Genomic DNA, 25,289 nt, shown 5'->3' on the forward strand with positions numbered 1-25,289 from the left:
ACTTCCAAGCACTTAAGAAATAGCAGGTTATAAAGCCTACAGAGAGCGAATCAGGCTTTCGAGCGTCGTATCGGGGTGACGTTGTTCGAGCTTTCGGCGTAGCCGGTAACGAGCCTTTCGGACACTCTCCTGACCTACTCCCAAAATAAAGCCCATATCTTTCGACGGGATTTCGAGCTTCGACAAGGTCAGCAACCGTACCTCTGCGGCTGTCAGTTCGGGATGTTTTTCCTGTAATGAATCAAGGAAACCGGGGTGCACCTGCTCAAACAGTCGCTTGAACCGCTGCCAGTCAGCTTCGGTAATCAGGGTTCGTTGGAGGAGATCTTCGACAGGTACGTGGGTCTCCGACCGCACCGACGAAGCTTCGGCGGGTGTCGCCTGGGCCAGATCGGCCGCCAGCTTCTCAATTAGCTCATTTTTCTCTTTCAGATACGTCATGTGCTGATTGAGCTGCTCTGTAGCGTGTGCCAGCAACTCTTCGGCCCGTTTTTGCTGTTCGGCCTGCACCTGTTTTTCCCGTCGGCGTTTTAACTGGTTCTGACTGAGTGCGTACACACCAGCCGCTGTAAGCAACACCAAAGCAACGATGATGATATTACGGACCAGAATGGCGTTGGTTCGCTCGGCTTCTAATGCCTGTAGACTACTCAGATACCGTTCGGCATTGATTCGAATCTGCGTATTATTAAGCAGTTGGTTACTGAATAAAGCCCGTTGCGAGTCTTTCACCTGAATGGTTGAATCCAGATAAAGGGTCGCTTTAGGGAAATCACCTGTTTTTCGGTAATAAAGCGCCTGCACCTGATAGTACACCAACGGATACTCAACCCATGCTTCCTTGCGCAGCTTCAACGTACGCGACTCGTCAATGTATGTCTTGGCCTCAGCAATGCGATTGAGCGCAAGCAATGCCTTAGCGATGTGGATAGCCGCCGTAGCCGCGTGCTCCGGCGACTCGCCCCGGCTCAGTTTATAGCCGGTGTAAAGGTGCGGCAACGCCTGCCTGGTTTGGTTCAACTCAAGCAGATTCTGACCGTAACTTACCGACGCAATCCCCCAAAAGGTAGTATCCTGATAAACCCTCGCTTTGCGAATTGCCCGGCTGAATATGGCGGCTGCTTTTTCGAAATCTTTCAGCTGCTGGTGTGCCATACCCACGCTGTGCAAAGCAGACACCTCGGCCCGTTTCGACAAAAACGGATACCGAAAAGCCTGATCCATGTAACGCAGAAACACTTTATACTCTTCGAAAAAGTAATAGCGGCCGCCTAAACCTACCAGATACTGGTTTATCTCGGGGATGTTTTGATACCCTATTCGCTCAAACTCCTGCTGCGCCTGCAAAAGCAACCGAAATCCTTTTTCAAACTGAAGTTCCCCAAAGTAATACCGTCCTCTAAAATACAGCAACGACGCTTTCACAACCGGCACCGGACACTGTTCCATGAGTGGTTCAGCCTCATCAAGCACGGTGGAGAACTGGCCCGAAAAATCGACAAGATGATGCCGGAAAAGTATTTTATGAAGCTCAGCGTACCAGTATAGCCGGTCATCATTCTCGCTATTGGCAAACGTCTGCAATTGCCGTAGCTGTGCAAACAACCGGGTAGAATCCTTTGCCGTAGCTCGTTTGGCCCAGATCGCATCCCAGGCCGGATTTTGCCAGAGTTTAAAAATGCGCTCGTCAGGTGTATATCGAAACAGCGTATCTACCTGCCCTCGCACCAGCGATGGGAGGCATACACTAACAAGAAACAGCAATGGGCAGAGCAAAGACTTTAAGCACTTCATGCGCCTGGGCAACGTACGTAGGTTGGGAAGTATTCCAGATATATACGTTTTATAAGTAGTCTGCGATGGTGTACGAACACCTTTTTAATGGCTATACGGCACTGTTATTTTATCCTTGTAAACTATAGATAAAGTACAAAAAATCAACTGGATACATAAAAGCCGTGCTCAGGGCTGGTAAGCACGGCTTTTATGTATTTCTATGTGTTTACCGCTCCCGGCTCCAGATCTCGTTGACCTTACCGCCCGTTGAGCTAAGGCCGGTATGGAGCCAATCGTTGCCCGTCAGCTTATTATCAAACGTCAGCGATTTGCCAACCCGACTGTTATCGCGTGAGAAAAAGTCGATCGTTTCGGTGTATTTGCCATCCTTGAGCGTGTATGTCCCGCCCCCGGTACCGCTAAACTGTTTGGTTTCGGGATTGATGGCAGCCCACTGAAACCGGGTACCAGTCAGCAATTTGAGGGTTTTCCGGGCTCCGCGCTGCATAGGTGTCATAACGCCCTCATTATTAGCCCGACCCGTAATGCGCCACAGACCGGCCATCGGCGTTTGGTCGCTTAGTTCATCAACGCGGGTCATCACCTGCTGCCCATTGGGGGTAATAACTGCCATTTGGTTAGCACTGTAGGCCATCTCGGCCGTTTGCGACTGACCTACACGGGTACTATCCGCCGAATCAAACTCAATGGTCATGGTCAGTTTCGTACCGTCCTGTTTCCAGGTACCGCCCCGGGTGCTCAAAAACTGAGTTGGTGTATAAACGGTCTGCATAAAATAGTTGTCGGCCACCAACAGCATAGTTGTTTCGCTACCGTTGGTTTTACGCCAGGCCCCCTGTGTCGATGGTGCCGTAAACGGTCGGAAGGCAAGTGCAATGCCAACCGCCAGCAAAAGGAAATATTTCATGGTATAGGATGGAAAAAGCAACGCCCAAAGTCTCTTTGATACAGACTTTGGGCGTGCAGCCAATTAAACTTAAACGTTCTGAGCATCAAACGGCAACGTACGAATCCGCTTGCCCGTAGCCGCAAACACCGCGTTACAGAGTGCGGGAGCAATAGGCGGCAAACCGGGCTCACCCACACCGCCGGGTGCTTCTTCGTTATCCAAAATATGGATTTCCATGGCCGGGGTCTCAGGCAGGCGCAGGAGTTGATAGTTATGGAAATTCTGCTGTTGAGCCTGCCCCTGCTCAAACGTAATTCCGTTTTTAATGGCGGCTGTCAGCCCCATTACCACATTGCCCTCGGTTTGGGCCCGGACGTTGTCGGGGTTCACGTACATACCGCAATCCAGCACCGTCACCACCCGATCGACCTTAACACCAGCCCCTTGCTTGGAGACGTAAATAGCGTGGGCACAGATGCTCCCAAACGACTGACAAACAGCCACCCCTTTGCCCTGCCCGGCCGCCAACGGCTTATTCCAGTCGGCTTTCTGCGCCAGGGTTTCGAGCACTGTGATAAACCGTTTAGCCGATTTGGCCGATTCGCCATCGGTTTGGGCTTTCAGCAGATCCAGACGCAATGCCAGTGGGTCTTTGCCCGCAGCATGGGCCAGTTCATCAATAAAGCTTTCGTGTCCAAAGCAGCTATTCGATGGGTATACCGAGCGCCACCAGACAATCGGAATGTCCGTTTTTACGTGTTTCCAACCCACTCGGGCATTCGGGAAGGCGTAGGGGCTTTCGTGTTTGCCAATGCCCTCAGCAGCCCAGCCATCGGCCGTGCCTTCTTTGAGCGAACCAAACACCTGTCCCTGAATCGACTCGCCGATCAGCGTATGGGCAAATGCCGTTACCTGTCCGTTGGCATCTACAGCTCCCTTCATGGAGCTAAGCATACCCGGCCGGAAAGGCCCCTGCGTAATATCGTCTTCACGCGTCCAGACCACCTTAACCGGTGCCTTGGCTGCTTTTGACAGGTTCACCGCTTCGAGTACAAAATCGAGGTACGCTTTCCGCCCGAAAGCCCCGCCCAGGAACGGTACATTGACTTTTACCTGCTCGGGTTTGATTCCCAGATGTGCCGATACCTGCTCAATAGCACCATCGGGGCCCTGCACGGGCGCCCAGATCTCACACGACCCATCGGGCTTTACATGAGCAATAGCGACCTCCGGCTCCATGGGCGCATGGGCCAGAAAAGGGGTTTCGTAAGTAGCCTGTAGTTTTTTGGCACCGGTTTCAAACGCCTGCCCGAAGTTGCCGGTTGTGTAGTACGGAGCCGGTTCTACGTCGGCCTGCGCCCGGAGTTGGGCAAAATACCGGGCGGTGGTCATCTGGGTATCGTACCCAGCATTGTCCCACTTCACCTGCAACGCCCGCCGACCCTGCAAAGCCGCCCAATAATTGGTAGCCAGTACCGCTACTGCCTCCGACTTACGGTGCGGCATGGGGCGCTCGGTGCGAATCACGGCTTTGACACCGGGAATTTTGCGGGCGGCCGCTTCATTTACCGACACAATTTTACCGTGAATCACGGGGCTGTGCTCCACACTCGCGTAAAGCATACCCGGCACTTCAACGTCCATTCCAAAAACCGCTTTACCCGTAACTTTGGCAGGTACCTCCGGGCGGGGCATCGATTTCCCCAGCAGTTTCAGGTCGCTCTTCGGCTTCAGTACCAGTTTGGTAGGTATGGGCAGCTTGCTCGCTTCATCCACCAGTTCGCCGTACGTCAGTGTACGTTGCGTCGGCCGGTGATGAATGGCCCCGTTTTCGGCGTAGCATTCGGTTTCGGCTACTTTCCAACGGCTGGCTGCGGCCGTTGTGAACATCTGCCGGGCGGCCGCTCCGGCTTCGCGCAGACGTTTCCAGCCCGTACGCACGGTGCTGCTCCCGCCCGACAACTGACTGCCGTACTTCCGCAGTCCGTCTGACTGCCGAATATTGATCTGATCCATGCCGACTTCCAGTTCTTCGGCAATCATCATAGGTACGGCCTGCCAGCTCCCCTGCCCCATATCGGGCCGGTGGTTAATGAGCGTAATGCCCCCCGCATTATCGATCACGATAAACGGGTGCAACTCAAACGACAGGATGGCGGGTTCGGCCGATTGCGGATTAACCAGCGTAGTCATGCCGGCGGCATCAGTCGAAAAACCCAGTAATAAACCAGCACCGGTGAGTCCGGCAGCTTTCAAAAACAAACGGCGATCAACGGCAGAAGCAGACATAGGGTGATGCAGTTTTAAGGGTCAGGCCTACTGTTGTGGGCAGGCCGTGGTAAAGTATGCGAAAGTTACGAAAAAAGAGTCAGCGCACCAGTCGTCTGTGAACGTCTGTTCTGGTTGGGCAGACAAACAAAAACCCGACCGCGACAAAGCGCATGGCTCCGTAGCAGTCGGGTTCTGTCAATGACTTTACGTCTTACTTCTTCGCGGGCATTTTAAAAATAGCCTCGTCGACGGTCGGATTCACTTCAATTTTTTCAACCTTGATTTTCATACGGCCAAACTGCGGATTACTCATTTCGTTCAAAAACGGAAACTTCACACCGTCAACGGCACGGTAATCGTCAAAATAGACCTCACCCTCTACCTCCTGACCATTCACTTTCGTTTTGCTGGTCACTTTATGGTCGAGATAGCTCGTCGTGTTAATAAAGTGCGTAATCACCGTACCATCGGGGCGGGTGAGCTGCAATTTGTACGTATCCTTGCCATCAACAGCCTCTTTACCCAACATCTCAACTTTATTGCCTTTGGCTTTGTAGTCCACAATGGGTCCGGTAAGGTCGAGCTGATCCGCCAGGCTTTTGCTCATTTCAGCCGGGATCTCCTGCGGATCGTTGCTGCCCGCCAACGGATTTACCATCCAACCCTTGGTGCCATCGAAAGCCTGCGTAATGGTCTGCCCCATTACGGTAGCGTCGGAACGCATCCCTTTACCGGCCACAATTGTCGACACCGACTTGATGTCGTTTCCCATCAACGAGGTCGATGTTTCCATCCGCACCGACTTTACGCCCTTAAGCTTGTCGGCACCGCCCCTGGCCGCAATATATTTCTCAATAACTTCGTCAGCTGTTTGGGCCTGGATAGTAAGAGCGCTCATCAGAAAAGCGCCCATCAGCAATACTTTTTTCATGGAAACATGATTGTTGTTTATCAAATGTACCCAAAAGATACCAAACGAAAAAGCCCGTCACTTTTGAGTAACGGGCTTTTGTATTTCAGCAACAGCGGGTGGAAATAAACTATACCACCGACATTGAGACTTCTAATTAGTTAGCGAGGGCTTCGGCACCACCTACGATTTCGAGAATCTCTTTCGTGATGGCCGCCTGACGAGTCCGGTTGTACACCAACCGAAGTTCTTTGAGCAGTTCGCCCGCGTTTTCGGTCGCTTTGTCCATCGCGGTCATCCGGGCACCGTGCTCTGAAGCATTCGACTCCAGAACCGCCTTGTACAACTGGATTTTCAGCGACTTAGGAATCAACTCAGCAATGATCTCTTCTTCCGAAGGCTCAAACGCATAGTTAACCGCCGAAGCTGTCGTAGCCGTAGCATCGGCTGGCTTCGAAACGATGGGCAACATCTGCTCCGTCCGAACAATCTGGGTAGCCACGTTTTTGAACTCGTTGTACACCAGCTCAATTACGTCGTACCGACCTGCGACAAAGCTCTCCATCGCACTTTCGGCAGCTGCCCGTACGTTGGCAAAACTCAGGTTCAGGAAGCTATCGACAAACTGATTGTTGACTTTAAAACCACGACGCGTAAAGGCTTCGCCACCTTTCTTGCCAATGGCCATGATCTCCACATTGCCCCGGCTCTGCTGCGTTGCGTATTGCTCACTGATACGAGTCAGCGCGGCTTTCACTACGTTGGTATTGAAGGCACCGCACAAACCCCGGTCTGAAGTGACCACGATCATCAGCACCCGCTCAACCGGCCGTACGGCTTTGTAAGGGCTTTCAGCCGCAACATCGGCCCCAGCCGACACCGTACCCAGCATCTCGCTCAGCTTCTGCGCGTAGGGCCGCATCTGAATGATGTTGTCCTGCGCCCGGCGAAGCTTGGCAGCGGCCACCATTTTCATGGCCTTAGTGATTTGCTGAGTCGAATTTACCGAGACAATCCGGTTACGGACTTCCTTTAGTGATGGCATTTTAAGTGAGTTTATGGTTTGTAGTTCATGGTTTATAGTTTACTGACGGATAACCGTACCATAAACTACAAACCATAAACCATCCACTCCTTTTAATAACGGGCCGACAGATCGGCGGTTACTTTCTTGATCGCTGAGGTAGCAGTGTCGCTCAGGTTACCTTTGCGCAGGTCTTCGAGAGCGGCCGGATGCTGCGTAGACATCATCAGGGCAAACTCGCTTTCGAATTCTTTCACGCGCTCAACAGGTACCCGGTCGAGCAGACCGTTGGTAGATGCGTAGATGATTGCCACCTGCTGCTCAACCGCTACGGGTGCGTACTGAGGCTGCTTCAGCATCTCCTGGTTCCGGCGGCCCCGCTCAATGGTCAGCTTGGTCGACGCATCAAGGTCAGAACCAAACTTAGCAAAGGCTTCGAGCTCGCGGAACTGAGCCTGATCGAGCTTCAGCGTACCGGCTACTTTCTTCATCGACTTGATCTGGGCGTTACCACCTACCCGCGATACCGAGATACCTACGTTGATAGCCGGACGGATACCCGAGTTAAACAAGTTCGACTCCAGGAAGATCTGACCGTCGGTAATTGAAATTACGTTGGTTGGGATATACGCCGAAACGTCACCAGCCTGCGTCTCGATAATCGGGAGAGCCGTGAGCGAACCACCACCTTTCACAACCCCTTTGAGGCTCGGTGGCAAGTCGTTCATGTTGGCCGCGATTTCGTCGTTGGCCGTGATTTTAGCGGCCCGCTCCAGCAAGCGGCTGTGCAGGTAGAATACGTCACCAGGGTAAGCCTCACGGCCCGGTGGGCGACGCAGCAGCAGCGACACTTCGCGGTAAGCTACGGCCTGCTTCGACAAGTCGTCATAAACAACCAGTGCCGGACGGCCCGTATCGCGGAAGTACTCACCGATAGCCGCACCCGTAAACGGCGCGAAGAACTGCATCGGCGAGGGGTCAGATGCGTTGGCAGCCACGATTACGGTGTAGTCCATCGCACCGGCTTTGCGGAGCGTAGCTTCTACCTGCTTCACGGTCGACGCTTTCTGACCACAGGCTACGTAGATACAGTAAACCGGCTGGCCTTTGTCGTAAAATTCTTTCTGGTTGATGATGGTATCGATAGCCACGGCGGTTTTACCCGTCTGACGGTCACCAATGATCAATTCCCGCTGGCCGCGGCCGATGGGGATCATGGCGTCGATAGCTTTAATACCAGTCTGGAGCGGCTCGTTAACGGGCTGACGGAAGATTACACCCGGCGCTTTACGCTCCAGGGGCATCTCGTACGTCTCGCCCTGGATTGCTCCAAGGCCGTCGATAGGCTGTCCGAGGGTGTTTACCACCCGGCCCAGAATACCTTCGCCAACGTTGATGTATGCAATTTGGTTGGTACGTTTCACCGTATCGCCCTCTTTGACTTCAGAATAGTCACCGAGCAATACAGCGCCTACGTTATCTTCTTCAAGGTTCAGCGCCAGGGCCTGCAAACCATTTTCGAAGATCAGCAACTCACCGGCCTGCACCTTCGACAAGCCGTAGATGCGCGCTACGCCGTCGCCAATTTGCAGTACCGTGCCGACTTCTTCGAGTTCTGCCTCGGTGCGGGCGCCGGAGAGTTGCTCGCGGAGGATGGCGGATACCTCGTCGGGTCTTACGGATACCATATAATTAGTGGAAATCGTTTGTTAGTAGATGGATTTTCGGCCGCAAAGGTAGGGACAAAATTTGATAAAAAGATGTGATCCGCTAAAATACAAGGCTAATTATTAGACTTTTCTAATGACGCCAATGGGCACGAACTCGTTTTGTCACGGCAGTTTTCGTTAATTTCTTCACCGACGTTCCGTGACCGGGGCACTAACGCCGGACGTCTGTACGTTTGTGAGGGGCTGGCCCGTCAATTTGACCCGTCCGGTACTAGTTTGTTAAAAGTCCTTAACGCGATAGATATTATTTTGCGCACAGGCCGTTAATCCAAACTTTTATCTACGTAATTTACGTTTTCATACTAAGCAACGATTCGTTCTTAATAACTTGTTTTTCATACGCATGACCTTTTTCAAAGTCTTTTTAGCCGGTGCAGCATCGGCCGCTTTATTGTCCGGTTCCGCTCTGGCTCAGGCCAAAAAAACTGCTCCCAAACCCACCCCTGCAAAATCAAGTGCCCGCCCGGCTGCCCCCGGTATGAGTCTGCGTACTACCAACGATTCGCTCAGCTACAGCATTGGGCTCAATATTGCCCAGAACATGAAGCAGCAGGGCATTACCGATATCAATTCAGCGATGCTTGCCCGTGGTATCAATGATGCCCTCAAAGGCGGCAACATGGCCATGACACCCGAACAGGCCAACATGGTCCTGGGCGCGTTTATGCAGAAGCAGATGGCCGTTCGGCAAGCCGAGAGTGCCAAAGCCGCTGAAGGCAACAAAAAGATTGGAAATGCCTTTCTGGCCGAAAACAAGACTAAACCGGGGGTAGTTACTACCGCAAGTGGTCTACAGTACAAGGTGATTAAAGAGGGAACGGGTAGCAAACCCACCCCCACTGATCGGGTCAAAGTTCACTATACCGGCCGTCTGATCGATGGTAAAGTATTTGATAGCTCGGAGCAACGCGAACAACCAGCCGAATTTGGCGTAACGGAGGTGATCCGGGGCTGGACCGAAGTGTTGCAACTGATGCCTGTGGGCTCACGCTGGACGGTGTACATCCCGTCGGATCTGGCCTACGGCGATCGTGGAGCGGGTGCCGACATTGGCCCCGGTTCAACATTGATTTTTGATGTAGAATTGCTGGATATTGTAAAATAAATGGATAATGGTTAATGAATAGTGCTTGGCGGGTCTTTGATTTTACCGTCTGTCCCAATTCATTATTCATTGTACATTCTTCATCTTACATTGACTGTTATGAAGAAATACCTCGTAACCTTATTGCCCGTGCTGATTCTGAGCATTCAGCCGGATTCTCCCTCTTCGGGTGCGCACCAATTCGGAACGGTGACGGCGGGGGCTTCGGACCTGACGGCCTCATCTGACGAGGATTTAAAGCCAACTATTTCGCAGGAAAGAGTTGAACAGACGGTAGCGCGTTTGCTCACAACCTATCACTACCGGAAAGTTCGGTTGAACGACTCACTGTCGTCGAAGGTGTGGGATAATTACCTTGAGCAGGTTGATCGGAACAAAACGTATTTGCTGGCTTCCGATGTAGCCGCGTTCGATAAGTACCGCACGCAGGTTGACGATGCGCTGGTTAACGGCGACCTGTCGGCGGCCTACGAGTTTTACAATGTGTTTCGTAAACGGTACACTGAGCGTAGTACGTATGTGCAGGATCTGTTGAAGAAACCGTTCACCTTTACGGTTGATGAAACCCTGAACACCAATCGCGAGAAAGCCCCCTGGGCTAAAGATGCGGGCGAGCTGAACGAAATCTGGCGCAAAATGCTCAAGAATCAGGCGCTGGAACTGAAACTGGCTGGCCAGAAAGACAGCGCAATTACGGCTACGCTTACCCAGCGGTACAAAAACCTGGACAAAGCTGTGGCCCGAATTCGGAGCGACGATGTGTTCCAGATGTACATGAACGCCTTTGCGGAAGCCCTCGACCCGCATACCAACTACCTCAACCCCAGCAATGCTGACCGCTTCAATCAGGAAATGAGCCAGTCGCTGGAAGGTATTGGGGCCATGTTGCAGGAAGACGGCGAGTACATCAAAATCTCGAATGTGATCCCCGGCGGTCCTGCGTTCAAGAGCAAGCAACTGAACTCCAACGACAAAATTGTTGGAGTTGCTCAGGGCGATAATGGTCCGATGGTGAGTATCATCGGATACCGGGTCGATGATGCGGTGAAACTCATCAAAGGCCCCAAAGCAACAATTGTTCGATTGCAGATTCGGGCTGCCGATGCCCTGGCAAGTTCTGCTCCGAAAGAAGTTCGGCTGGTTCGGGAGAAAATTAAACTCGAAGAGCAGCGGGCCAAGAAGGAAGTAATCGAGCTAAGCGAAAACGGCCGTAACTACAAACTTGGGGTGATCAACATTCCGTTGTTTTACCGCGATTTTGAGGGAGCCCGTCGGCGAGAGGAAAACTTCAGCAGCACGACCAACGATGTAAAAAAGTTTGTAGAGGAGCTAAAATCAGAGAAGGTTGACGGTATCGTGATCGACCTCCGCAACAATGGCGGTGGCTCACTCACCGAAGCGATCAACCTGACGGGTCTGTTTATCCAGAAAGGGCCGGTGGTGCAGGTACGCGAAGGTTCGGGCGAAACCGAAGTCTACAGTGACCTCGATCCCAGCCTTGTTTACGATGGGCCAATGGCCGTATTGGTAAACCGGTTTAGCGCTTCAGCGTCCGAAATTTTCGCGGCTGCCATTCAGGACTACAAACGCGGTCTTATCGTAGGTGGCCAAACATTTGGTAAAGGAACGGTGCAAACGCTCATCGACCTGAACCAGTGGATGCCCAAAGAGACCGACAAGGTAGGTCAGGTGAAAATGACGATCCAGAAGTTTTACCGGGTTAATGGTAGCAGCACGCAACACAAAGGCGTAACGCCCGATATCGAGTTGCCGTCGGGTTACTCGGCCGAAGAATTTGGCGAAAGTTCTCAGCCAAGTGCTCTGCCCTGGGATCAGATTCCGGCCACTCGTTATGACTTGACCAATGCGGTAAACGACAAAGTTCTGAACCGCGTGAAAGAGCGGTTTGAGTCGCGCCTGAAGAACGACCCTGAACTGAAAAAACTGTCGCAGGAATTGGCTGAGTTCAAAAAAGCCAAAGAAAACACAGTGGTTTCATTGCAGGAAACCAAGCGTCGGAAAGAGCGCGATGAGGCTGAGAAAAAGCGGGAAGCGCTGCGTAAGGAAGTAGCCGAAGACCCTGAGGGTCTCGATGAAACCGGTACAGCTACAGCCAATCAGGCCGACAAGGACAAGAAAAAGAAAAAAGATCTGTACCTGACCGAAACCGGTCGGATTCTGGCTGACTACATTGTGGCTGTCAACAAATAGCCTTTTTGCACCAATACGTAAGCCCCATTGCCCTGAGCAGTGGGGCTTTTTTTGTACTTCGTCTTTGGTAAGAACTTCTACCGATTTTGCTTTACTACGCGTGCGCAATCCTACGCAAAAAGCCTCCTGAACAACGAGGTAAGCAACTTTTCATCAGGTAGAATATGAAAAAACACATTGTACTGCTCTGTGTGGCTCTCGGGCTTACACAAGCAGCCATTGCCCAAACTAATCTATCAGCTACGCCCCCCCGCGTGCAGGTAGCCAACGGCACGCTGGAAGGCGTTGCCGAGCCGGGCGGGGTGCGTTCGTTTAAAGGGGTTCCGTTTGCCGCGCCCCCTGTGGGCAACCTTCGTTGGCGCGAGCCTCAGCCCGCCCAGAATTGGTCGGGCGTGCGTAAAGCCGACAAATTTGGCCCCAGAGCCATGCAACGCCCCGTGTTTGGGGATATGAACTTCCGTTCGAACGGTATGAGCGAAGATTGCCTGTACCTGAACGTCTGGACACCGGCCAAAACAGGTAAGGAAAAACTACCCGTGCTGGTGTACTTTTACGGTGGCGGCTTTATCGCGGGCGACGGCTCGGAGCCCCGGTACGATGGAGAAAGCATGGCGCAGCGGGGCATTGTGACCCTGACGGTCAATTACCGGCTCAATGTATTTGGCTTTATGGCCCACCCTGAGCTAACCAAAGAGTCGCCCCACAAAGCGTCGGGCAACTACGGGCTGCTCGATCAGCAGGCGGCTTTGCGCTGGGTGCAGCAAAATATTGCCGCGTTCGGGGGCGATCCCAAGCGCGTAACCATTGCGGGCGAATCGGCCGGGTCGGTATCAGTCAGTGCGCAAATGGTTTCGCCGGGTTCTAAAAACCTGATTGCTGGTGCCATTGGCGAGAGTGGTTCGCTATTGGGTACCCTCTCCCCCACACCCCTGGCCGACGCGGAGGCTCTGGGCGTGAAATTTGCGGGTAGTCTCGGTGCTAACTCACTGGCCGATCTGCGGGCTGTCCCAGCCGACAAAGTTCTCGAAGCAACGGGGCAAGCTGGCGCCCCCCGCTTTAGTACTGTGCTCGATGGCCACTTTTTGCCCAAATCAGCCATAGCCATTTTCGCGGCTGGCGAGCAGGCACAAGTTCCGTTGCTGGCAGGCTGGAACTCCGAAGAATCCGGGGCTCGTGGCATTCTGGGGCAGGACGCCCCTACCCCCGAAAATTTCGCGAAAAACGTAAAAAGACTCTACCCTGACCGGGCCGATGAGGTACTGAAACTGTATCCGGGCCAAACCGAAGCCGAAGTTACCCAGGCTGCCACTGATTTGGCCGGTGATCGCTTCATTGGCTTTAGCACCTGGAAGTGGACCGATATGCACGTGAAAACAGGCGGAGGTAAACCCGTGTACCGGTATTATTACGAGCGCCCTCGCCCACCCATGACCCCGGAAATGGGTAACGCTACACCAGGACTGGCTGGGGGTGTCATTCGCGACAGCAACGCCCCCAAGGCGCCACCAGCTAAAGGCGCTGTGCACTCGGCCGAAATTGAATACGCGATGGGCAACCTCGGTTCTAACAAGGTATATGCCTGGACACCGGATGACTACAAGGTTTCAGAAGTAATGCAGACGTATTTTGCCAACTTCATCAAAACCGGCAACCCTAATGGCAAAGGCTTACCCAAATGGCCGGCCGTAACCAAAGGTGGCCCCGCCCCGGTACTGCACATCGACGTGAACACCCGTACTGAAACCGAAAAGAACGCGGGCCGGTACCAGTTTCTGGATCAGCTGATGAAATAACGTTCAGGTTTCAGTCTACAGGTTTCAGTTGGCTTACGCCAACAATCACTGAAAACGGTAAACCGTAAACTGAAAACAATGAAAAAGAGCGGCTGTTGAGGCCGCTCTTTTTGTTTCAAGGGTTCAGGAATAATCAATTAAAGACGAATGCGGTCAAGGGTAACGTGTTTCTTCAAATTACTTAAAGCACCAAAAATTAAATTGTATACCGACTGAATATTGATCTGCATCAGCGACGAGATTTCTTCGTTACTCATGTTCTGATAGAAACGAAGGTAAACGGCTTCGCGCTGACGCCGGGGCAGACGCTCGATAGCTTTGTGCAGACACTCATTTACAAAGCTATCCTCTTCAAAAGCGATGATAGTTGACTCGTACGAGGGGTCGCAACCGGGCAACAGATCGGTTTGAACATCATCCTGGCTGCTGATTTTCTGCTCAGCAGTCAAATGCCGAACCAACTTACGTTTAATCGAGGCCATCAGGTAGTACCGAACCGAAGTGGTAGGTCCGATATTGGCCCGATGTTTCCATAACTCCACGAACAAATCGTGAATGCAGTCCTTAATTAGCGGTCTATCCTGCGCAAAGTGCGTGCAGTAGTGGTAGAGTACTTGAGCATAGTCTTTGTACAACTGGGCAAAAGCTGTTTCGTTACCGCTACGAAACTGGTTCCACAACTGCTCTTCGTCTTGGCCGGATGGGGTACGATGGCGAGGCATACAGAGATGATAGGGGGTTGGAGCGTTCAGGCAATCGTGTAAAAATAACGATAATGTTTTGAAGATTACAAGGAAACCCCTCAAAAATTAGCAAAATTTCCAGTTATGCCATTGATATTTTGGTAAATCTGAAGTTACTCCCATCGAATAACCCTTTGTCACTCAGTTTCAAAGCCGGAATTACGAGCAATGCCATGAACGAAAGTGTCATAAACGGTGCCGCCAACGAACTCCCCAAATCTTGTTTGGCGAACGTGTCTAATTGGGAATATTTTGTTGCGACTTCGTACCCGTCAACGTCTGTCATTAAACCCGCTACCGGCAAAGGCAAAATATATTCTTCGCTCCCACCTACGGCCGATAGCCCGCCCTTCTCGGCCACAATCAGGTTGATAGCCCGGCTGATACTCTCGTCGTCGCAACCCACTGCCGTGATATTATGGGAGTCATGCCCAACCGATGAAGCAATAGCCCCTTGTTTGAGGCCGAAATTCTTGATAAATGCCACAGCCGGTGGCGCATCGGCATATCGGTTCACAACTACCAGCTTGAGCAGGTCTCGCGCCGGATCGGCCACAATGTTCCCATGCTGAACGGTAGGCACTACATGAAGCTCGTTGGTAATAAGCTGCCCATCCAGTGCTTCAATGACCCGAATAGAGCCTCCTTCGTGCGGTACAGCCAGACTCTCGGGGGCTATTGGGCCACAATTGAACTGATTCGGATGGTCGCTACGGAGGTCAGGAATGAGCGTTTTACCGTTTTCGGCCACTACCTGCCCATTGATTACGGTGTGCATCACCCGGAACCGCTCCATATCATTAATCACAATAAAGTCAGCCGGGTCGCCTTCACGTAGCAGGCCCACCGGCAAGCGGTAGTGCATCACCGGATTCAGGCAGGCGGCTCGCAGCACGTTCCAAACGTTGTGCCCTTTGAGTAAGGCCCGCACTACCAACTGATCGATATGACCTTCGGCCAGTGTATCGGGGTGCTTATCGTCCGAACAAAACATCACCCGATCCGAATAATACGTCAGCAGCGGGTGCAAAGCCTCGAAGTTACGGGCCGCACTCCCCTCCCGAATGAGAATATTCATGCCCCGCTGTACTTTGTCGAGAGCCTCTTCGTAGGTAAAACATTCGTGGTCGGTTTCAATGCCAGCGTCAATATACCGCTGCGCATCATCGCCCCGCAGCCCCGGTGCGTGGCCATCTACAGGTTTGTTGAAAGCACGGGCGAGGGCAATTTTCGCCATTACATCAGGGTCTTCGTTGAGCACCCCCGGGAAGTTCATCATCTCGGCCAGATACCCGATTTCGCGCCGGCCCAGCAGTTGCCGAACATCACTCACACTGATGGTAGCACCGGCCGTCTCGAACGGGGTTGCCGGCACGCACGATGGCGCACCAAAACAGAATTTAAACGGAACCCGGTTGCCATCGGTAATCATGTACTCAACCCCCGGCACACCGAGCACGTTGCCAATCTCGTGCGGGTCCGACACCGTGGCCACCGTTCCGTGCACCACCGCCAACCGGGCAAACTGGGCGGGGGTGAGCAACGAACTTTCAACGTGCACGTGCGCATCAACAAACCCCGGCAGCACATACGGCACACCGGGCCGCTCATTACCTACGCGCTCAATCAGCGAAATCCGGCCATTTTCAATATGGATAGAACCGTAATAGATACGTTGGTCGAAAAGATCAAGGATGTTGGCGGTCAGAGTCATGGAAGAATCGAAAAAGATAAACGGGGGGAGTACGCACAAGAACTAAAGCAAAATGGGCATTGGTTAGAGAGAAAGCAAGAATCTTCCGCAAGTTTTGTCGGATTAGCAGGGGTATATGCCTCTTGTCTTCGCCTTCTATTTTAAATTATCGGATCAATCTGACGTATTAATATGCCTGCCCAGGTCCTTAAAGTTCACCCCGACGACAACGTAATTGTAGCCCTTCGGAACCTGCCCGCCCAATCGACCATTGCGTTTGAAGGCCAATCGTACACACTGCCAATCGGTGTGGATGCCAAACATAAATTTGTGACCGAAGACCTGCCCACGGGCGGTGTCGTACGGATGTACGGCGTGACGGTTGGTAAGGCAACCCAACCCATTCGGCGGGGCGAACCCATCACAACGTTTAATCTCAAACACGAATCGGATCAGTACGGTCTCGACAAACGACGGCCTTACACCTACGCAGCCCCCGACGTAACGAAGTGGCAAAACCGCACGTTTATGGGCTATCACCGGGCCGACGGCCGGGTGGGCACCCGCAACTACTGGCTGGTGGTACCGCTGGTGTTTTGCGAGAACCGGAATATCCTGATTCTGAAAGACGCTTTTGAGCGGGAACTCGGTTACGCGCAACCGGATACATACCGCGATCAGGTTCGTGAACTCCTTAGCCTGTACCAGCATGGCGACCTGAAGGCCATTCAGAGCCTGCAACCAGCATCACTCAATGGACACGCTACGCAACCTGCCGCCAACCGCCCGTTTAAAAATGTGGATGGCATTAAGTTTCTGACGCACGAAATGGGTTGCGGGGGCACCCGTCAGGACTCGGCCTACCTTTGTTCATTGCTGGCGGGGATGATCAACAACCCCAACGTAGCGGGGGCCACCGTCCTGAGCTTAGGTTGCCAACACCTGCAAACCGGCATGCTCGAAGAAGAGGTTCGTCGGCAGAATCCCGCCTTCGATAAGCCGTTGCTCTTGTTCGAACAGCAGGAAGGCACCGAGTTTGCCCTGATGGCGCAGGCCGTTAAAGAAACGTTTCTGGGGCTGGCTCAGATTAACAAAATTGAGCGGCAACCGGCCCCACTGAGCCAACTATGCGTAGGGCTGAAATGTGGCGGCTCCGACGGGTTTTCGGGCCTATCGGCCAATCCGGCCATTGGCCACCTGTCTGACGTACTCGGCGCGCTGGGCGGCAAAACTGTACTGGCGGAGTTCCCGGAACTTTGCGGTGCTGAGCAGGACCTGATTGACCGCACCGCCGACGACGCCAAGGCGGGCAAGTTTGTCAGCCTGATGCAAACGTATTCGGCACAGGCCGAAGCCGCCGGGTCAGGTTTCGACATGAACCCTTCGCCCGGTAATATTAAAGACGGACTCATCACCGATGCCATCAAGTCGGCGGGGGCAGCCAAAAAAGGCGGCAACGCGCCCGTAGCCGATGTACTCGACTATGCCGAGCCCGCCGTAGCACCCGGCCTGAGCCTGCTCTGCACCCCCGGCAACGATGTTGAAGCCACTACCGGCATGGCGGGCTCTGGCACCAACCTGATCCTATTCACTACGGGGCTGGGTACGCCAACGGGGAATCCTATTTGCCCGGTCGTAAAAATCTCGACCAACACCGCGTTGAAAAACCGGATGCCCGACGTGATTGACTTCGACAGTGGTCCTATCATCGACGGGGAGCAAACCATCCCCCAAAATGGCGACCTCCTCCTCGAATGGCTCATTCAGCTGGCTTCGGGTGAGGTAACCACCAAGGCCGAACAATTGGGCCAGGACGATTTCATCCCCTGGAAACGAGGGGTATCACTTTAAAAGTAGATAGGAGTGAGGAGATAGAAGTGAGAAGTACTAATGCATGAGGTATTCAGCATCAGTACTTCTCACTTCTATCTCCTCACTCCTCGCTTCTCACTTCTCACTCCTTAGTTTCTATGTTTTCCCTACAAAACAAAACCGCCCTGGTTACGGGTGGAGCCAGTGGTATTGGGCTGGCTATTTCAACGGCATTTGCCCAGGCCGGTGCCTCGGTGCATATTCTCGAACTGAATACCGATCAGGCCCAGAAAGTGGCCGACGAACTGAATGCCGCCGGAGGCCGCGTGCAGGCTCATGCCGTTGATGTATCGAAACAGGCTGATGTTCGGGCGGTTATCGACCAGATTGCGGCCGAAGGGCCGATTCATATTCTGGTCAACAACGCGGGCATCGCGCACGTAGGCAATGCCGAAACTACCACCGAGGCCGACCTCGACCGGCTGTACAACGTCAACGTGAAAGGCGTGTACAACTGCCTGCACGTGACTATCCCCCACCTGAAAGCCAATGGCGGAGGAGTCATTCTGAACATGGCATCAGTAGCGGCTACGGTTGGTATTCCCGACCGATTTGCTTACTCCATGACCAAAGGGGCCGTGCTGACCATGACCCTGTCGGTAGCCAAAGACTACCTTAAACACAATATCCGGTGCAACTGTATCTCGCCAGCACGAGTACACACCCCATTTGTCGACGGATTTCTGGCCAAAAACTACCCCGGTCAGGAAGCCGAAATGTTTGCCAAGCTGGCGGCTACCCAACCCATTGGGCGGATGGCCAAACCGGCCGAAATTGGCGCGTTGGCGCTGTACCTGTGTTCCGACGAGGCTTCGTTTATTACCGGCACCGACTACCCCATCGACGGGGGCTTTTTGCGGCTCAACAACTAAACCGACCGGCGACCTCAGCGGGCCACTTTTCCACCGAGAGCGTAGTTATCGTCACGGTGCTGATCGTGCTCACCCGTGGGGTCACCGTCTTCATCAACGGGTTCATCGTCATCATCGAGCAGGCGTTCGTCATCAAACTGCTCATCATCGTCACCGTCATCCACAGCGGCCCCGCTCTGGTTCACAATATCGGGGCTGATGCGGCCTATGCGTGAGCCTATCAACTCCGTATCGCCACCGTTTGGCATCGTTGTCAGGCTACCCTTCGGGGTTTTCTCTGTCAGGTTCATGGCCTTCTTGTTTAGGTTTATCCCCTCAACTCGTTCGGAGCGTATCCGTTTGAAAAGTAGAGCAAACGGCAAGAGCCTGCCAGTAAGCTCCTCTCCTGTGTTTTTCAGGAGGGGTAATCGTTAAAAGAAGCATAACAGTAAATCGTTGAGTCGGGCCTACAGGTTTCGTACCTTTGGCCAGTTCCTAAACACCCCACTTTCCGATGGTACGTTTATATACCTCCCTGCTCTGCGCCCTGACCGTTGGCGCGGTATGGGCCCAACCCGCCCCTACCCAACGGGTTCAGCTTCCGAATGGCTGGAGCCTCACTCCGACCGGCAGCTCAGTCCCCCTCGGCGATTTACCCCTCAACATGGTTGTGTCGCCCGACCAGAAACGCTTAGCCGTTACGAATAACGGGCAGAGCAAACACACGATTCAGCTTTTCGACGTAAGCGGGACAAGCACCCGGCAGCTGGCATCGCTGGAGATTCCGAAGGCATGGGTAGGCATCCGGTTTAGCCCCGATGGCAAACGGCTGTACGCATCGGGCGGCAACGACAACCGCGTGATGGTCTACGAAATAGCCGATAATCAACTGGTTAAAGCCGACTCCATCACGCTCGGCAAGCCGTGGCCCAACCGAATTTCGGTAGCGGGGCTCGACCTCAGCCGCGATGGCAAAACACTCTACACCGTTACTAAAGACGATAGCGCCCTGTACGTGTGTAATGTAGCGACCAGGCAAATTGAGAAACGGATTCAGCTCCCACACGAGGCCTACACCTGCCTGCTTTCGCCGTCGGGCCATGAGCTGTATATCACGCTTTGGGGCGGAGCCGGGGTACAGGTGTACGACACCAAAACGGGGCAAATCAGCGCCCGTATTACCACCGGCGACCACCCCAACGACATGGTGCTGACCAAATCGGGTAAGTACCTGTTTACGGCCAACGCCAACGACAATTCCGTCTCGATTATTGACCTGAGCACCCGCCGGGTGGTCGAAGCCCTCAACACGGCCCTCTACCCCGACGCACCCGCCGGTAGCACGCCCAACGGGCTAGCCCTCACGCCCGATGGCAAAACGCTGCTTGTAGCCAACGCCGACAACAACTGCCTCGCCGTTTTCGACGTATCGAAACCGGGCAAGAGCCGGTCGCTGGGTTTCATCCCAACGGGCTGGTACCCGACCGCCGTCAAAGTAATCGGCAAAAAAATTCTGGTGTCGAACGGTAAGGGCATGACCTCACTGGCCAACCCAAAAGGCCCCGACCCGTTTAAGCGCCGGGAAGAAGACACCCAGTATATCGGGGCCCTGTTCAAAGGCACCCTCTCGACGTTTACGATGCCCTCGGCCGCGCAACTGACGGGCCTCACGCGGCAGGTGTACGCCAACACGCCGTACAGCAAAGAGAAAGAAAAACTGGCGGCTGGCGAGCCCAACAACCCGATTCCGCGCCGGGTAGGCGACCCCTCGCCCATCAAGTACGTTTTTTACATCATCAAAGAAAACCGTACCTACGATCAGGTTTTTGGGGATATGCCCGGTGGTAATGGCGACTCATCGCTCTGCTTATTTCCCGAAAAAGTAACCCCCAATCAGCACGCGTTGGCCCGCGAATTTGGCTTGCTCGATAACTTCTACGTGGATGCCGAAGTCAGCGCCGATGGGCACAACTGGTCCACAGCGGCTTACGCACCCGATTACGTCGAAAAAACCTGGCCCACCAGCTACGGCGGACGTGGCGGCACTTACGACTACGAAGGCAGCCGACCGGTGGCGTTTCCGAAAAAAGGGTTTATCTGGGATCATTGCAAGCAGGCGGGCATCAGCTACCGGGGCTACGGCGAATTTGCCGCCTATGCCAGACGCCGGGGCTCGGCGCTCGACGGCCGGTTTTGCCACCAATACCCCGATTATGACCTCAAAATAAAAGACATCGACCGGGTTGAGATCTGGAAACGCGACTTCGATTCGCTAGTGACGGCCAATGCTGTGCCGCGCTTCAACTCGCTGCGGCTGGGCAATAACCATACCGCCGGAGCCCGCATTGGCCAACTGACACCCACCGCCATGGTGGCCGATAATGACCTGGCCGTGGGGCGGTTTATCGAACACCTCTCAAACAGCCCGATCTGGAAAGAATCAGCCGTATTTATTCTGGAAGATGACGCCCAAAACGGGGCCGACCACGTAGACGCGCACCGCTCGCCCGCGCTGGTAATCAGTCCCTACGCCAAACGTCGGCACATCGAGCACACCATGTATTCAACCTCAGCCATGCTCCGCACGATGGAACTGATTCTGGGTATGCCACCCATGAGTCAGTACGACGCGGCTGCCCGGCCTATGTTCGCCTTGTTTACCAACACACCTGACTTTACCCCCTACAAGCATATACCGGCTCAGGTCGATTTGAGCGCCAAAAACACGGCTATGAACGAACCCGCCCGGCGGTCGGAGAAGTTTGACCTGCGCCATGCCGATACCTTAGACGACCACGAGTTCAACGCCGTGATCTGGATGGCCGTGCGGGGCGAAAACAGCCCGGTGCCGGCACCCCGCCGAGGAGCCTGGCTCCGAATTGCCGAGAAAGAAGACGATGGCGACGACGATTAATCCAACCGACTACCGGTTTTTGGTTTATCGTTTTTAGTTTCGGTTTATCGTGAAAAATTGCAGCCTCAATCGCTTTGATCTAAAGTGGTTGAGGCTTTTCTGTTCCCATACCTACCAAACCGCACACTACACATGATAAAAACCGCTTATCAGAACGAAATAGCCCTTGACGACGCCCTGCGCCGGGGCAGTAAAGGGACCGCCGTCCGTCGGATACAGGAATGGCTCTGCCTGAGCGCCTTACGATTTCCGGCAGCATCGGTCGTGGTGGTGATCGACGGTGATTTTGGCCCGGCCACCGAGCGGGCTGTTAAGAACCTGCAACGTGCCTTGAAAACCACGCCCACGGGAGAGGTTACACCTGCCTTTTTTGAACAGATAGCGCAGCCCATGCGGGCCGCTTTTGGGCCGATCGCAGCCGAGGATAAACTTCCGAATCAGCTCATTGCAACCGCCAAACAGCACCTGCTGCACCGGGCCTCGGAGCTGCAAACCGGCGCGGGTCAAAACCTCGGTCCCTGGGTGCGGGCTTACTGCGATGGGTACGACGGCTCGCCGTTCTTGTGGTGCATGGGCTTTGTGCAGACAGTACTCGATCAGGTAGCAACGGCCAACGGGCGCGCTTTTACGGCTATTATTCCCCAAACACTCAGCTGCGATGTGGTAGCCATGGCAGGAACGCAAAACGGCCGGTATATTCCGAACGCCGACATCCGCAAAAATCCCAAACTGGCCAAACCCGGCGATTTGTTTCTGCTCCGATTTACCAATACCCCCGACTGGTTTCATACGGGCCTCATCACCGAGGTCGACGAGGATGTATTTGAGACCATCGAGGGCAACACCAACGAGCAGTCGTCGAACAACGGAACGGCCGTGTTTGCGCGGGTGCGTAACTTCCGCAAAGCCACTATCGACGTTTACCGCACCGAAGGTCTATAAATCAGGCAACTAATCTTAGAAACTCCTACTTCCCAAATCATGCGCATTGCCCCGGCTCTCATCGTCTGCATCGGCCTTTTCTGCCTCACTACTCGTTCGTTTGCCCAGCTTCAGAAGCCCGTAGAGGTAATCCGCGACCGTTGGGGCGTAAACCACATCTACGCGCAAACCGAGCATGACCTGTTCTATGCACAAGGTTACTGTGCCGCGCAGGATCGGCTGTTTCAGCTGGAAATGTGGCGCAGGCAGGCTACCGGCACCGTTGCCGAGCTACTGGGGCCGCAGGAACTCAAGCGCGACCAGGGGGCCCGGCTGTTTCGGTTCCGCACTACTCCGCAAACACTCAATGCCGAACTGAACCACTACCACCCACGGGGCGCGGCCATTATACGGGCCTTTGTGGAGGGCATCAACGCCTACATCACCGAGATTCGGAAAACACCCGACAAGCTCCCGTTTGAGTTCAAAGTTCTCAAAACCGAACCGGGCCTCTGGACACCCGAAATCGTGATTAGCCGACACCAGGGCCTGTTGAGCAACGTACGCGACGAACTAAATTTTGGGCGATTGGTCTACCTGATCGGGGCCGAAAAACTGCGGCAGTTGCAGTGGTTTCACCCAACGCCCACGCCCGACCGCGAGCCCAACCTGACCCTCCGGGTCGATGGAGCGCAACTGATGCAACCCATTCTGGAACTCTACGATGCGTTTCGGCTTCCGCTTAAGTTTACCCCGCCCACCGACACCCGACAGGCGGCAACCGGCCCCGTAACCCACTCGCCCCGGATACCCAACCTCCACTTCACCCCCTCGGCCGAGGTGGAAGACTGGTTCGATACCGAAAAAACAATGGTAGGCTCCAACAATTGGGTGGTGGATGGGCGACACTCGGTAAGCGGCTATCCCATGCTGGCCAACGATCCGCACCGGGCGCAGTCGGCCCCGTCGTTACGATATTGGGTTCATCTGCATGGGCCCGGATGGAATGTGGTAGGCGCGGGCGAACCGACTCTGCCGGGCGTGTCGATTGGCCACAACGAATACGGTGCCTGGGGGCTTACCATTTTCGAGACCGACAACGAAGACCTGTATGTGTACGAAACCAACCCCCGGAATCCCAACCAGTACCGGTACCAGGGCCGTTGGGAGCCGATGCGCCTGATTCGCGACACCATCCGGGTCAAAGGAGGAGAAGCGGTCCCCGTAATGTTGAAATACACGCGGCACGGGCCCGTTACGTTTGAAGACACTAGGAATCACAAAGCGTATGCCGTGCGGGCGGGGTGGCTCGAAAAAGGCTGCGCGCCTTATCTGGCCAGTTTGCGTATGAATGGGGCCCGCAACTGGACCGAGTTCAGGCAGGCCTGCGCCTACAGCCGCATCCCCGGTGAAAACATGATCTGGGCGGGGCGGCCATCCGCGGGCCGGCCATCCGGGGGGCAGCCTTCCACCGGTCAGCCAGCCACAAAGGGCGATATTGGCTGGCAGGCCGTGGGAATCTCGCCTATTCGGCCCGCTGTAGGTGGCCAAAGCTGGACCGGGCTGGTGCCGGTACCCGGCGATGGTCGCTACGAGTGGAGCGGCTACCTACCGATTCAGAAATTACCCAACAAGCATAATCCGCCCGAGGGCTACGTAGCCACGGCCAACAACAACCTAACCCCGATTGATTTTCCCGACCGCAATGCTGTCGGATGGGTGTGGGCGGGGCCGTCGCGGGCGCACCGCATTGAAGAAGTCCTGAACAACGGAGAGCGTAAAACCCTTACCGATTTTGCCCGCCTACAGGCCGATTACCTCTCCATACCAGCACGCACACTGGTACCCTTGCTCGGCCCACTCGTAGCCGACGACTCGCGCACCGAACAGGCGAGCAGCTACCTTCGCAAATGGAACTACCAACTGGAGCCGGGCTCGGTGGCAGCCTCGATCTATGTGGCCTGGGAAACCCAGCTCCGGCAGGCACTATACCAAACGATGGTGCCCGAACGGGCGCGGCCTTACCTGCGCTCGCTGCCCACCAAACGTATACTCGACTGGTTGAGTCTACCCCTGATTCCGGTACCCGACTCAACGGGAGGCTCCCTACGACTGATGAACCGCGACAGCCTGTTGCTCACCAGCCTCGATCAGGCAGTGAGTACGCTCACCAAACGGCTCGGTGGGGATATGGACGAGTGGCAATACGGCCAACGGGCCAACAAACACATCAGTCTGACGCACCCGCTCAGCGCACTCGTGAGCGAAGACGAGCGCAGGCGCATCAACCTCGGCCCCATTCCGCGCGGGGGCTACAGCGAAACCGTCAATAACACCGGCAGCAATCTAAATCAGGAGCACGGGGCTTCGTTTCGGATATTGGTTGATACCGAAGACTGGGACCGCACACTTGGCATCAACAGCCCCGGCCAATCGGGCGACCCGGCCAGCCCGCACTACCGCGACTTGTTTGAGCTGTGGGGGCAAAATGGGTATTTCCCGGTCTTTTTCAGCCGGGAAAAGGTGAAAGCGGCCGCCGAACAAACAACCATCCTGCGGCCCTGA

17 protein-coding genes are annotated in these 25,289 nt (G+C 54.4%); 8 read left to right on the forward strand and 9 right to left on the reverse strand.

Annotated elements, in window-relative coordinates:
* Positions 1-36: 36 nt before the first annotated feature.
* The 6 genes from F5984_RS09925 to atpA form a co-directional block, all read right to left on the reverse strand.
* Positions 37-1,764 carry a helix-turn-helix transcriptional regulator gene (locus F5984_RS09925; RefSeq protein ID WP_246168896.1) on the reverse strand — a complete coding sequence of 576 codons (1,728 nt, stop codon included), beginning with the start codon at positions 1,762-1,764 and terminating at the stop codon, positions 37-39.
* Between the two features lie 238 nt (positions 1,765-2,002).
* Positions 2,003-2,704, reverse strand: coding sequence for a membrane or secreted protein (locus F5984_RS09930; RefSeq protein ID WP_152124105.1), 702 nt, complete (start codon positions 2,702-2,704; stop codon positions 2,003-2,005).
* A gap of 69 nt (positions 2,705-2,773) precedes the next feature.
* Positions 2,774-4,975, reverse strand: a complete 2,202-nt coding sequence (locus F5984_RS09935; RefSeq protein ID WP_152124106.1) for a xanthine dehydrogenase family protein molybdopterin-binding subunit — start codon at positions 4,973-4,975, stop codon at positions 2,774-2,776.
* 193 nt (positions 4,976-5,168) lie between these two features.
* The gene (locus F5984_RS09940) at positions 5,169-5,888 is read right to left on the reverse strand and encodes a LolA-like protein (protein ID WP_152124107.1); all 720 of its coding nucleotides are present in this window, start codon (positions 5,886-5,888) and stop codon (positions 5,169-5,171) included.
* Positions 5,889-6,024: 136 nt separating this feature from the next.
* Positions 6,025-6,912 (reverse strand): ATP synthase F1 subunit gamma, encoded by an 888-nt coding sequence (atpG, locus tag F5984_RS09945; RefSeq protein WP_152124108.1) that lies wholly within the window; start codon positions 6,910-6,912, stop codon positions 6,025-6,027.
* A gap of 92 nt (positions 6,913-7,004) precedes the next feature.
* The gene (gene atpA / locus F5984_RS09950; RefSeq protein ID WP_152124109.1) at positions 7,005-8,579 is read right to left on the reverse strand and encodes a F0F1 ATP synthase subunit alpha; all 1,575 of its coding nucleotides are present in this window, start codon (positions 8,577-8,579) and stop codon (positions 7,005-7,007) included.
* Between the two features lie 385 nt (positions 8,580-8,964).
* Between atpA and F5984_RS09955 the strand changes: the two genes are divergently transcribed.
* The 3 genes from F5984_RS09955 (at position 8,965) to F5984_RS09965 (ending at position 13,730) form a co-directional block, all read left to right on the forward strand.
* Positions 8,965-9,726 (forward strand): FKBP-type peptidyl-prolyl cis-trans isomerase, encoded by a 762-nt coding sequence (locus F5984_RS09955; RefSeq protein ID WP_152124110.1) that lies wholly within the window; start codon positions 8,965-8,967, stop codon positions 9,724-9,726.
* 99 nt (positions 9,727-9,825) lie between these two features.
* Complete coding sequence (locus tag F5984_RS09960; RefSeq protein WP_152124111.1) at positions 9,826-11,937, forward strand: carboxy terminal-processing peptidase; 2,112 nt, start codon at positions 9,826-9,828, stop codon at positions 11,935-11,937.
* A 164-nt stretch (positions 11,938-12,101) separates the two neighbouring features.
* Positions 12,102-13,730, forward strand: coding sequence for a carboxylesterase/lipase family protein (locus tag F5984_RS09965; RefSeq protein WP_152124112.1), 1,629 nt, complete (start codon positions 12,102-12,104; stop codon positions 13,728-13,730).
* A 137-nt stretch (positions 13,731-13,867) separates the two neighbouring features.
* Here the strand turns inward: F5984_RS09965 and F5984_RS09970 are convergent, their stop codons facing one another.
* Both F5984_RS09970 and ade read right to left on the reverse strand, forming a co-directional pair.
* On the reverse strand, positions 13,868-14,452 hold the full coding sequence (locus tag F5984_RS09970) for an RNA polymerase sigma factor (RefSeq protein WP_019990455.1): 585 nt from the start codon (positions 14,450-14,452) through the stop codon (positions 13,868-13,870).
* Positions 14,453-14,555: 103 nt separating this feature from the next.
* On the reverse strand, positions 14,556-16,187 hold the full coding sequence (ade, locus tag F5984_RS09975; protein WP_152124113.1) for an adenine deaminase: 1,632 nt from the start codon (positions 16,185-16,187) through the stop codon (positions 14,556-14,558).
* 171 nt (positions 16,188-16,358) lie between these two features.
* Between ade and F5984_RS09980 the strand changes: the two genes are divergently transcribed.
* Positions 16,359-18,017, forward strand: coding sequence for a UxaA family hydrolase (locus F5984_RS09980; RefSeq protein ID WP_152124114.1), 1,659 nt, complete (start codon positions 16,359-16,361; stop codon positions 18,015-18,017).
* Between the two features lie 119 nt (positions 18,018-18,136).
* Positions 18,137-18,910 (forward strand): SDR family NAD(P)-dependent oxidoreductase, encoded by a 774-nt coding sequence (locus F5984_RS09985; RefSeq protein WP_152124115.1) that lies wholly within the window; start codon positions 18,137-18,139, stop codon positions 18,908-18,910.
* A gap of 14 nt (positions 18,911-18,924) precedes the next feature.
* Here F5984_RS09985 and F5984_RS09990 read toward each other — a convergent pair whose 3' ends face one another.
* Positions 18,925-19,200, reverse strand: a complete 276-nt coding sequence (locus tag F5984_RS09990; protein WP_246168897.1) for a hypothetical protein — start codon at positions 19,198-19,200, stop codon at positions 18,925-18,927.
* A 203-nt stretch (positions 19,201-19,403) separates the two neighbouring features.
* Between F5984_RS09990 and F5984_RS09995 the strand changes: the two genes are divergently transcribed.
* The 3 genes from F5984_RS09995 to F5984_RS10005 all read left to right on the forward strand — a co-directional run bounded on the left by F5984_RS09995 (position 19,404) and on the right by F5984_RS10005 (position 25,289).
* The gene (locus tag F5984_RS09995; protein WP_152124116.1) at positions 19,404-21,803 is read left to right on the forward strand and encodes a bifunctional YncE family protein/alkaline phosphatase family protein; all 2,400 of its coding nucleotides are present in this window, start codon (positions 19,404-19,406) and stop codon (positions 21,801-21,803) included.
* A 132-nt stretch (positions 21,804-21,935) separates the two neighbouring features.
* Positions 21,936-22,745: a peptidoglycan-binding protein gene (locus tag F5984_RS10000; protein ID WP_152124117.1), complete on the forward strand. Its 810-nt coding sequence runs from the start codon at positions 21,936-21,938 to the stop codon at positions 22,743-22,745.
* 39 nt (positions 22,746-22,784) lie between these two features.
* Entirely contained in the window at positions 22,785-25,289 is a 2,505-nt protein-coding gene (locus tag F5984_RS10005; protein WP_152124118.1) for a penicillin acylase family protein, read from the forward strand.

Origin of the sequence: Rudanella paleaurantiibacter, assembly GCF_009184635.1 — a bacterium.
GTDB classification, from domain to species: Bacteria; Bacteroidota; Bacteroidia; order Cytophagales; family Spirosomataceae; genus Rudanella; species Rudanella paleaurantiibacter.

What these genes read in the sequence shown, in the direction of transcription:
- F5984_RS09965 (WP_152124112.1), top strand. Translation starts at nt 12,102, where the DNA reads ATGAAAAAACACATTGTACTGCTCTGTGTGGCTCTCGGGCTTACACAA.
- F5984_RS09995 (WP_152124116.1), top strand. Translation starts at nt 19,404, where the DNA reads ATGGTACGTTTATATACCTCCCTGCTCTGCGCCCTGACCGTTGGCGCG.
- F5984_RS09955 (WP_152124110.1), top strand. Translation starts at nt 8,965, where the DNA reads ATGACCTTTTTCAAAGTCTTTTTAGCCGGTGCAGCATCGGCCGCTTTA.
- F5984_RS09935 (WP_152124106.1), bottom strand. Translation starts at nt 4,975, where the DNA reads ATGTCTGCTTCTGCCGTTGATCGCCGTTTGTTTTTGAAAGCTGCCGGA.
- atpA (WP_152124109.1), bottom strand. Translation starts at nt 8,579, where the DNA reads ATGGTATCCGTAAGACCCGACGAGGTATCCGCCATCCTCCGCGAGCAA.
- F5984_RS10000 (WP_152124117.1), top strand. Translation starts at nt 21,936, where the DNA reads ATGATAAAAACCGCTTATCAGAACGAAATAGCCCTTGACGACGCCCTG.
- F5984_RS10005 (WP_152124118.1), top strand. Translation starts at nt 22,785, where the DNA reads ATGCGCATTGCCCCGGCTCTCATCGTCTGCATCGGCCTTTTCTGCCTC.
- F5984_RS09980 (WP_152124114.1), top strand. Translation starts at nt 16,359, where the DNA reads ATGCCTGCCCAGGTCCTTAAAGTTCACCCCGACGACAACGTAATTGTA.
- ade (WP_152124113.1), bottom strand. Translation starts at nt 16,187, where the DNA reads ATGACTCTGACCGCCAACATCCTTGATCTTTTCGACCAACGTATCTAT.
- F5984_RS09960 (WP_152124111.1), top strand. Translation starts at nt 9,826, where the DNA reads ATGAAGAAATACCTCGTAACCTTATTGCCCGTGCTGATTCTGAGCATT.
- atpG (WP_152124108.1), bottom strand. Translation starts at nt 6,912, where the DNA reads ATGCCATCACTAAAGGAAGTCCGTAACCGGATTGTCTCGGTAAATTCG.
- F5984_RS09990 (WP_246168897.1), bottom strand. Translation starts at nt 19,200, where the DNA reads ATGAACCTGACAGAGAAAACCCCGAAGGGTAGCCTGACAACGATGCCA.
- F5984_RS09940 (WP_152124107.1), bottom strand. Translation starts at nt 5,888, where the DNA reads ATGAAAAAAGTATTGCTGATGGGCGCTTTTCTGATGAGCGCTCTTACT.
- F5984_RS09930 (WP_152124105.1), bottom strand. Translation starts at nt 2,704, where the DNA reads ATGAAATATTTCCTTTTGCTGGCGGTTGGCATTGCACTTGCCTTCCGA.
- F5984_RS09970 (WP_019990455.1), bottom strand. Translation starts at nt 14,452, where the DNA reads ATGCCTCGCCATCGTACCCCATCCGGCCAAGACGAAGAGCAGTTGTGG.
- F5984_RS09985 (WP_152124115.1), top strand. Translation starts at nt 18,137, where the DNA reads ATGTTTTCCCTACAAAACAAAACCGCCCTGGTTACGGGTGGAGCCAGT.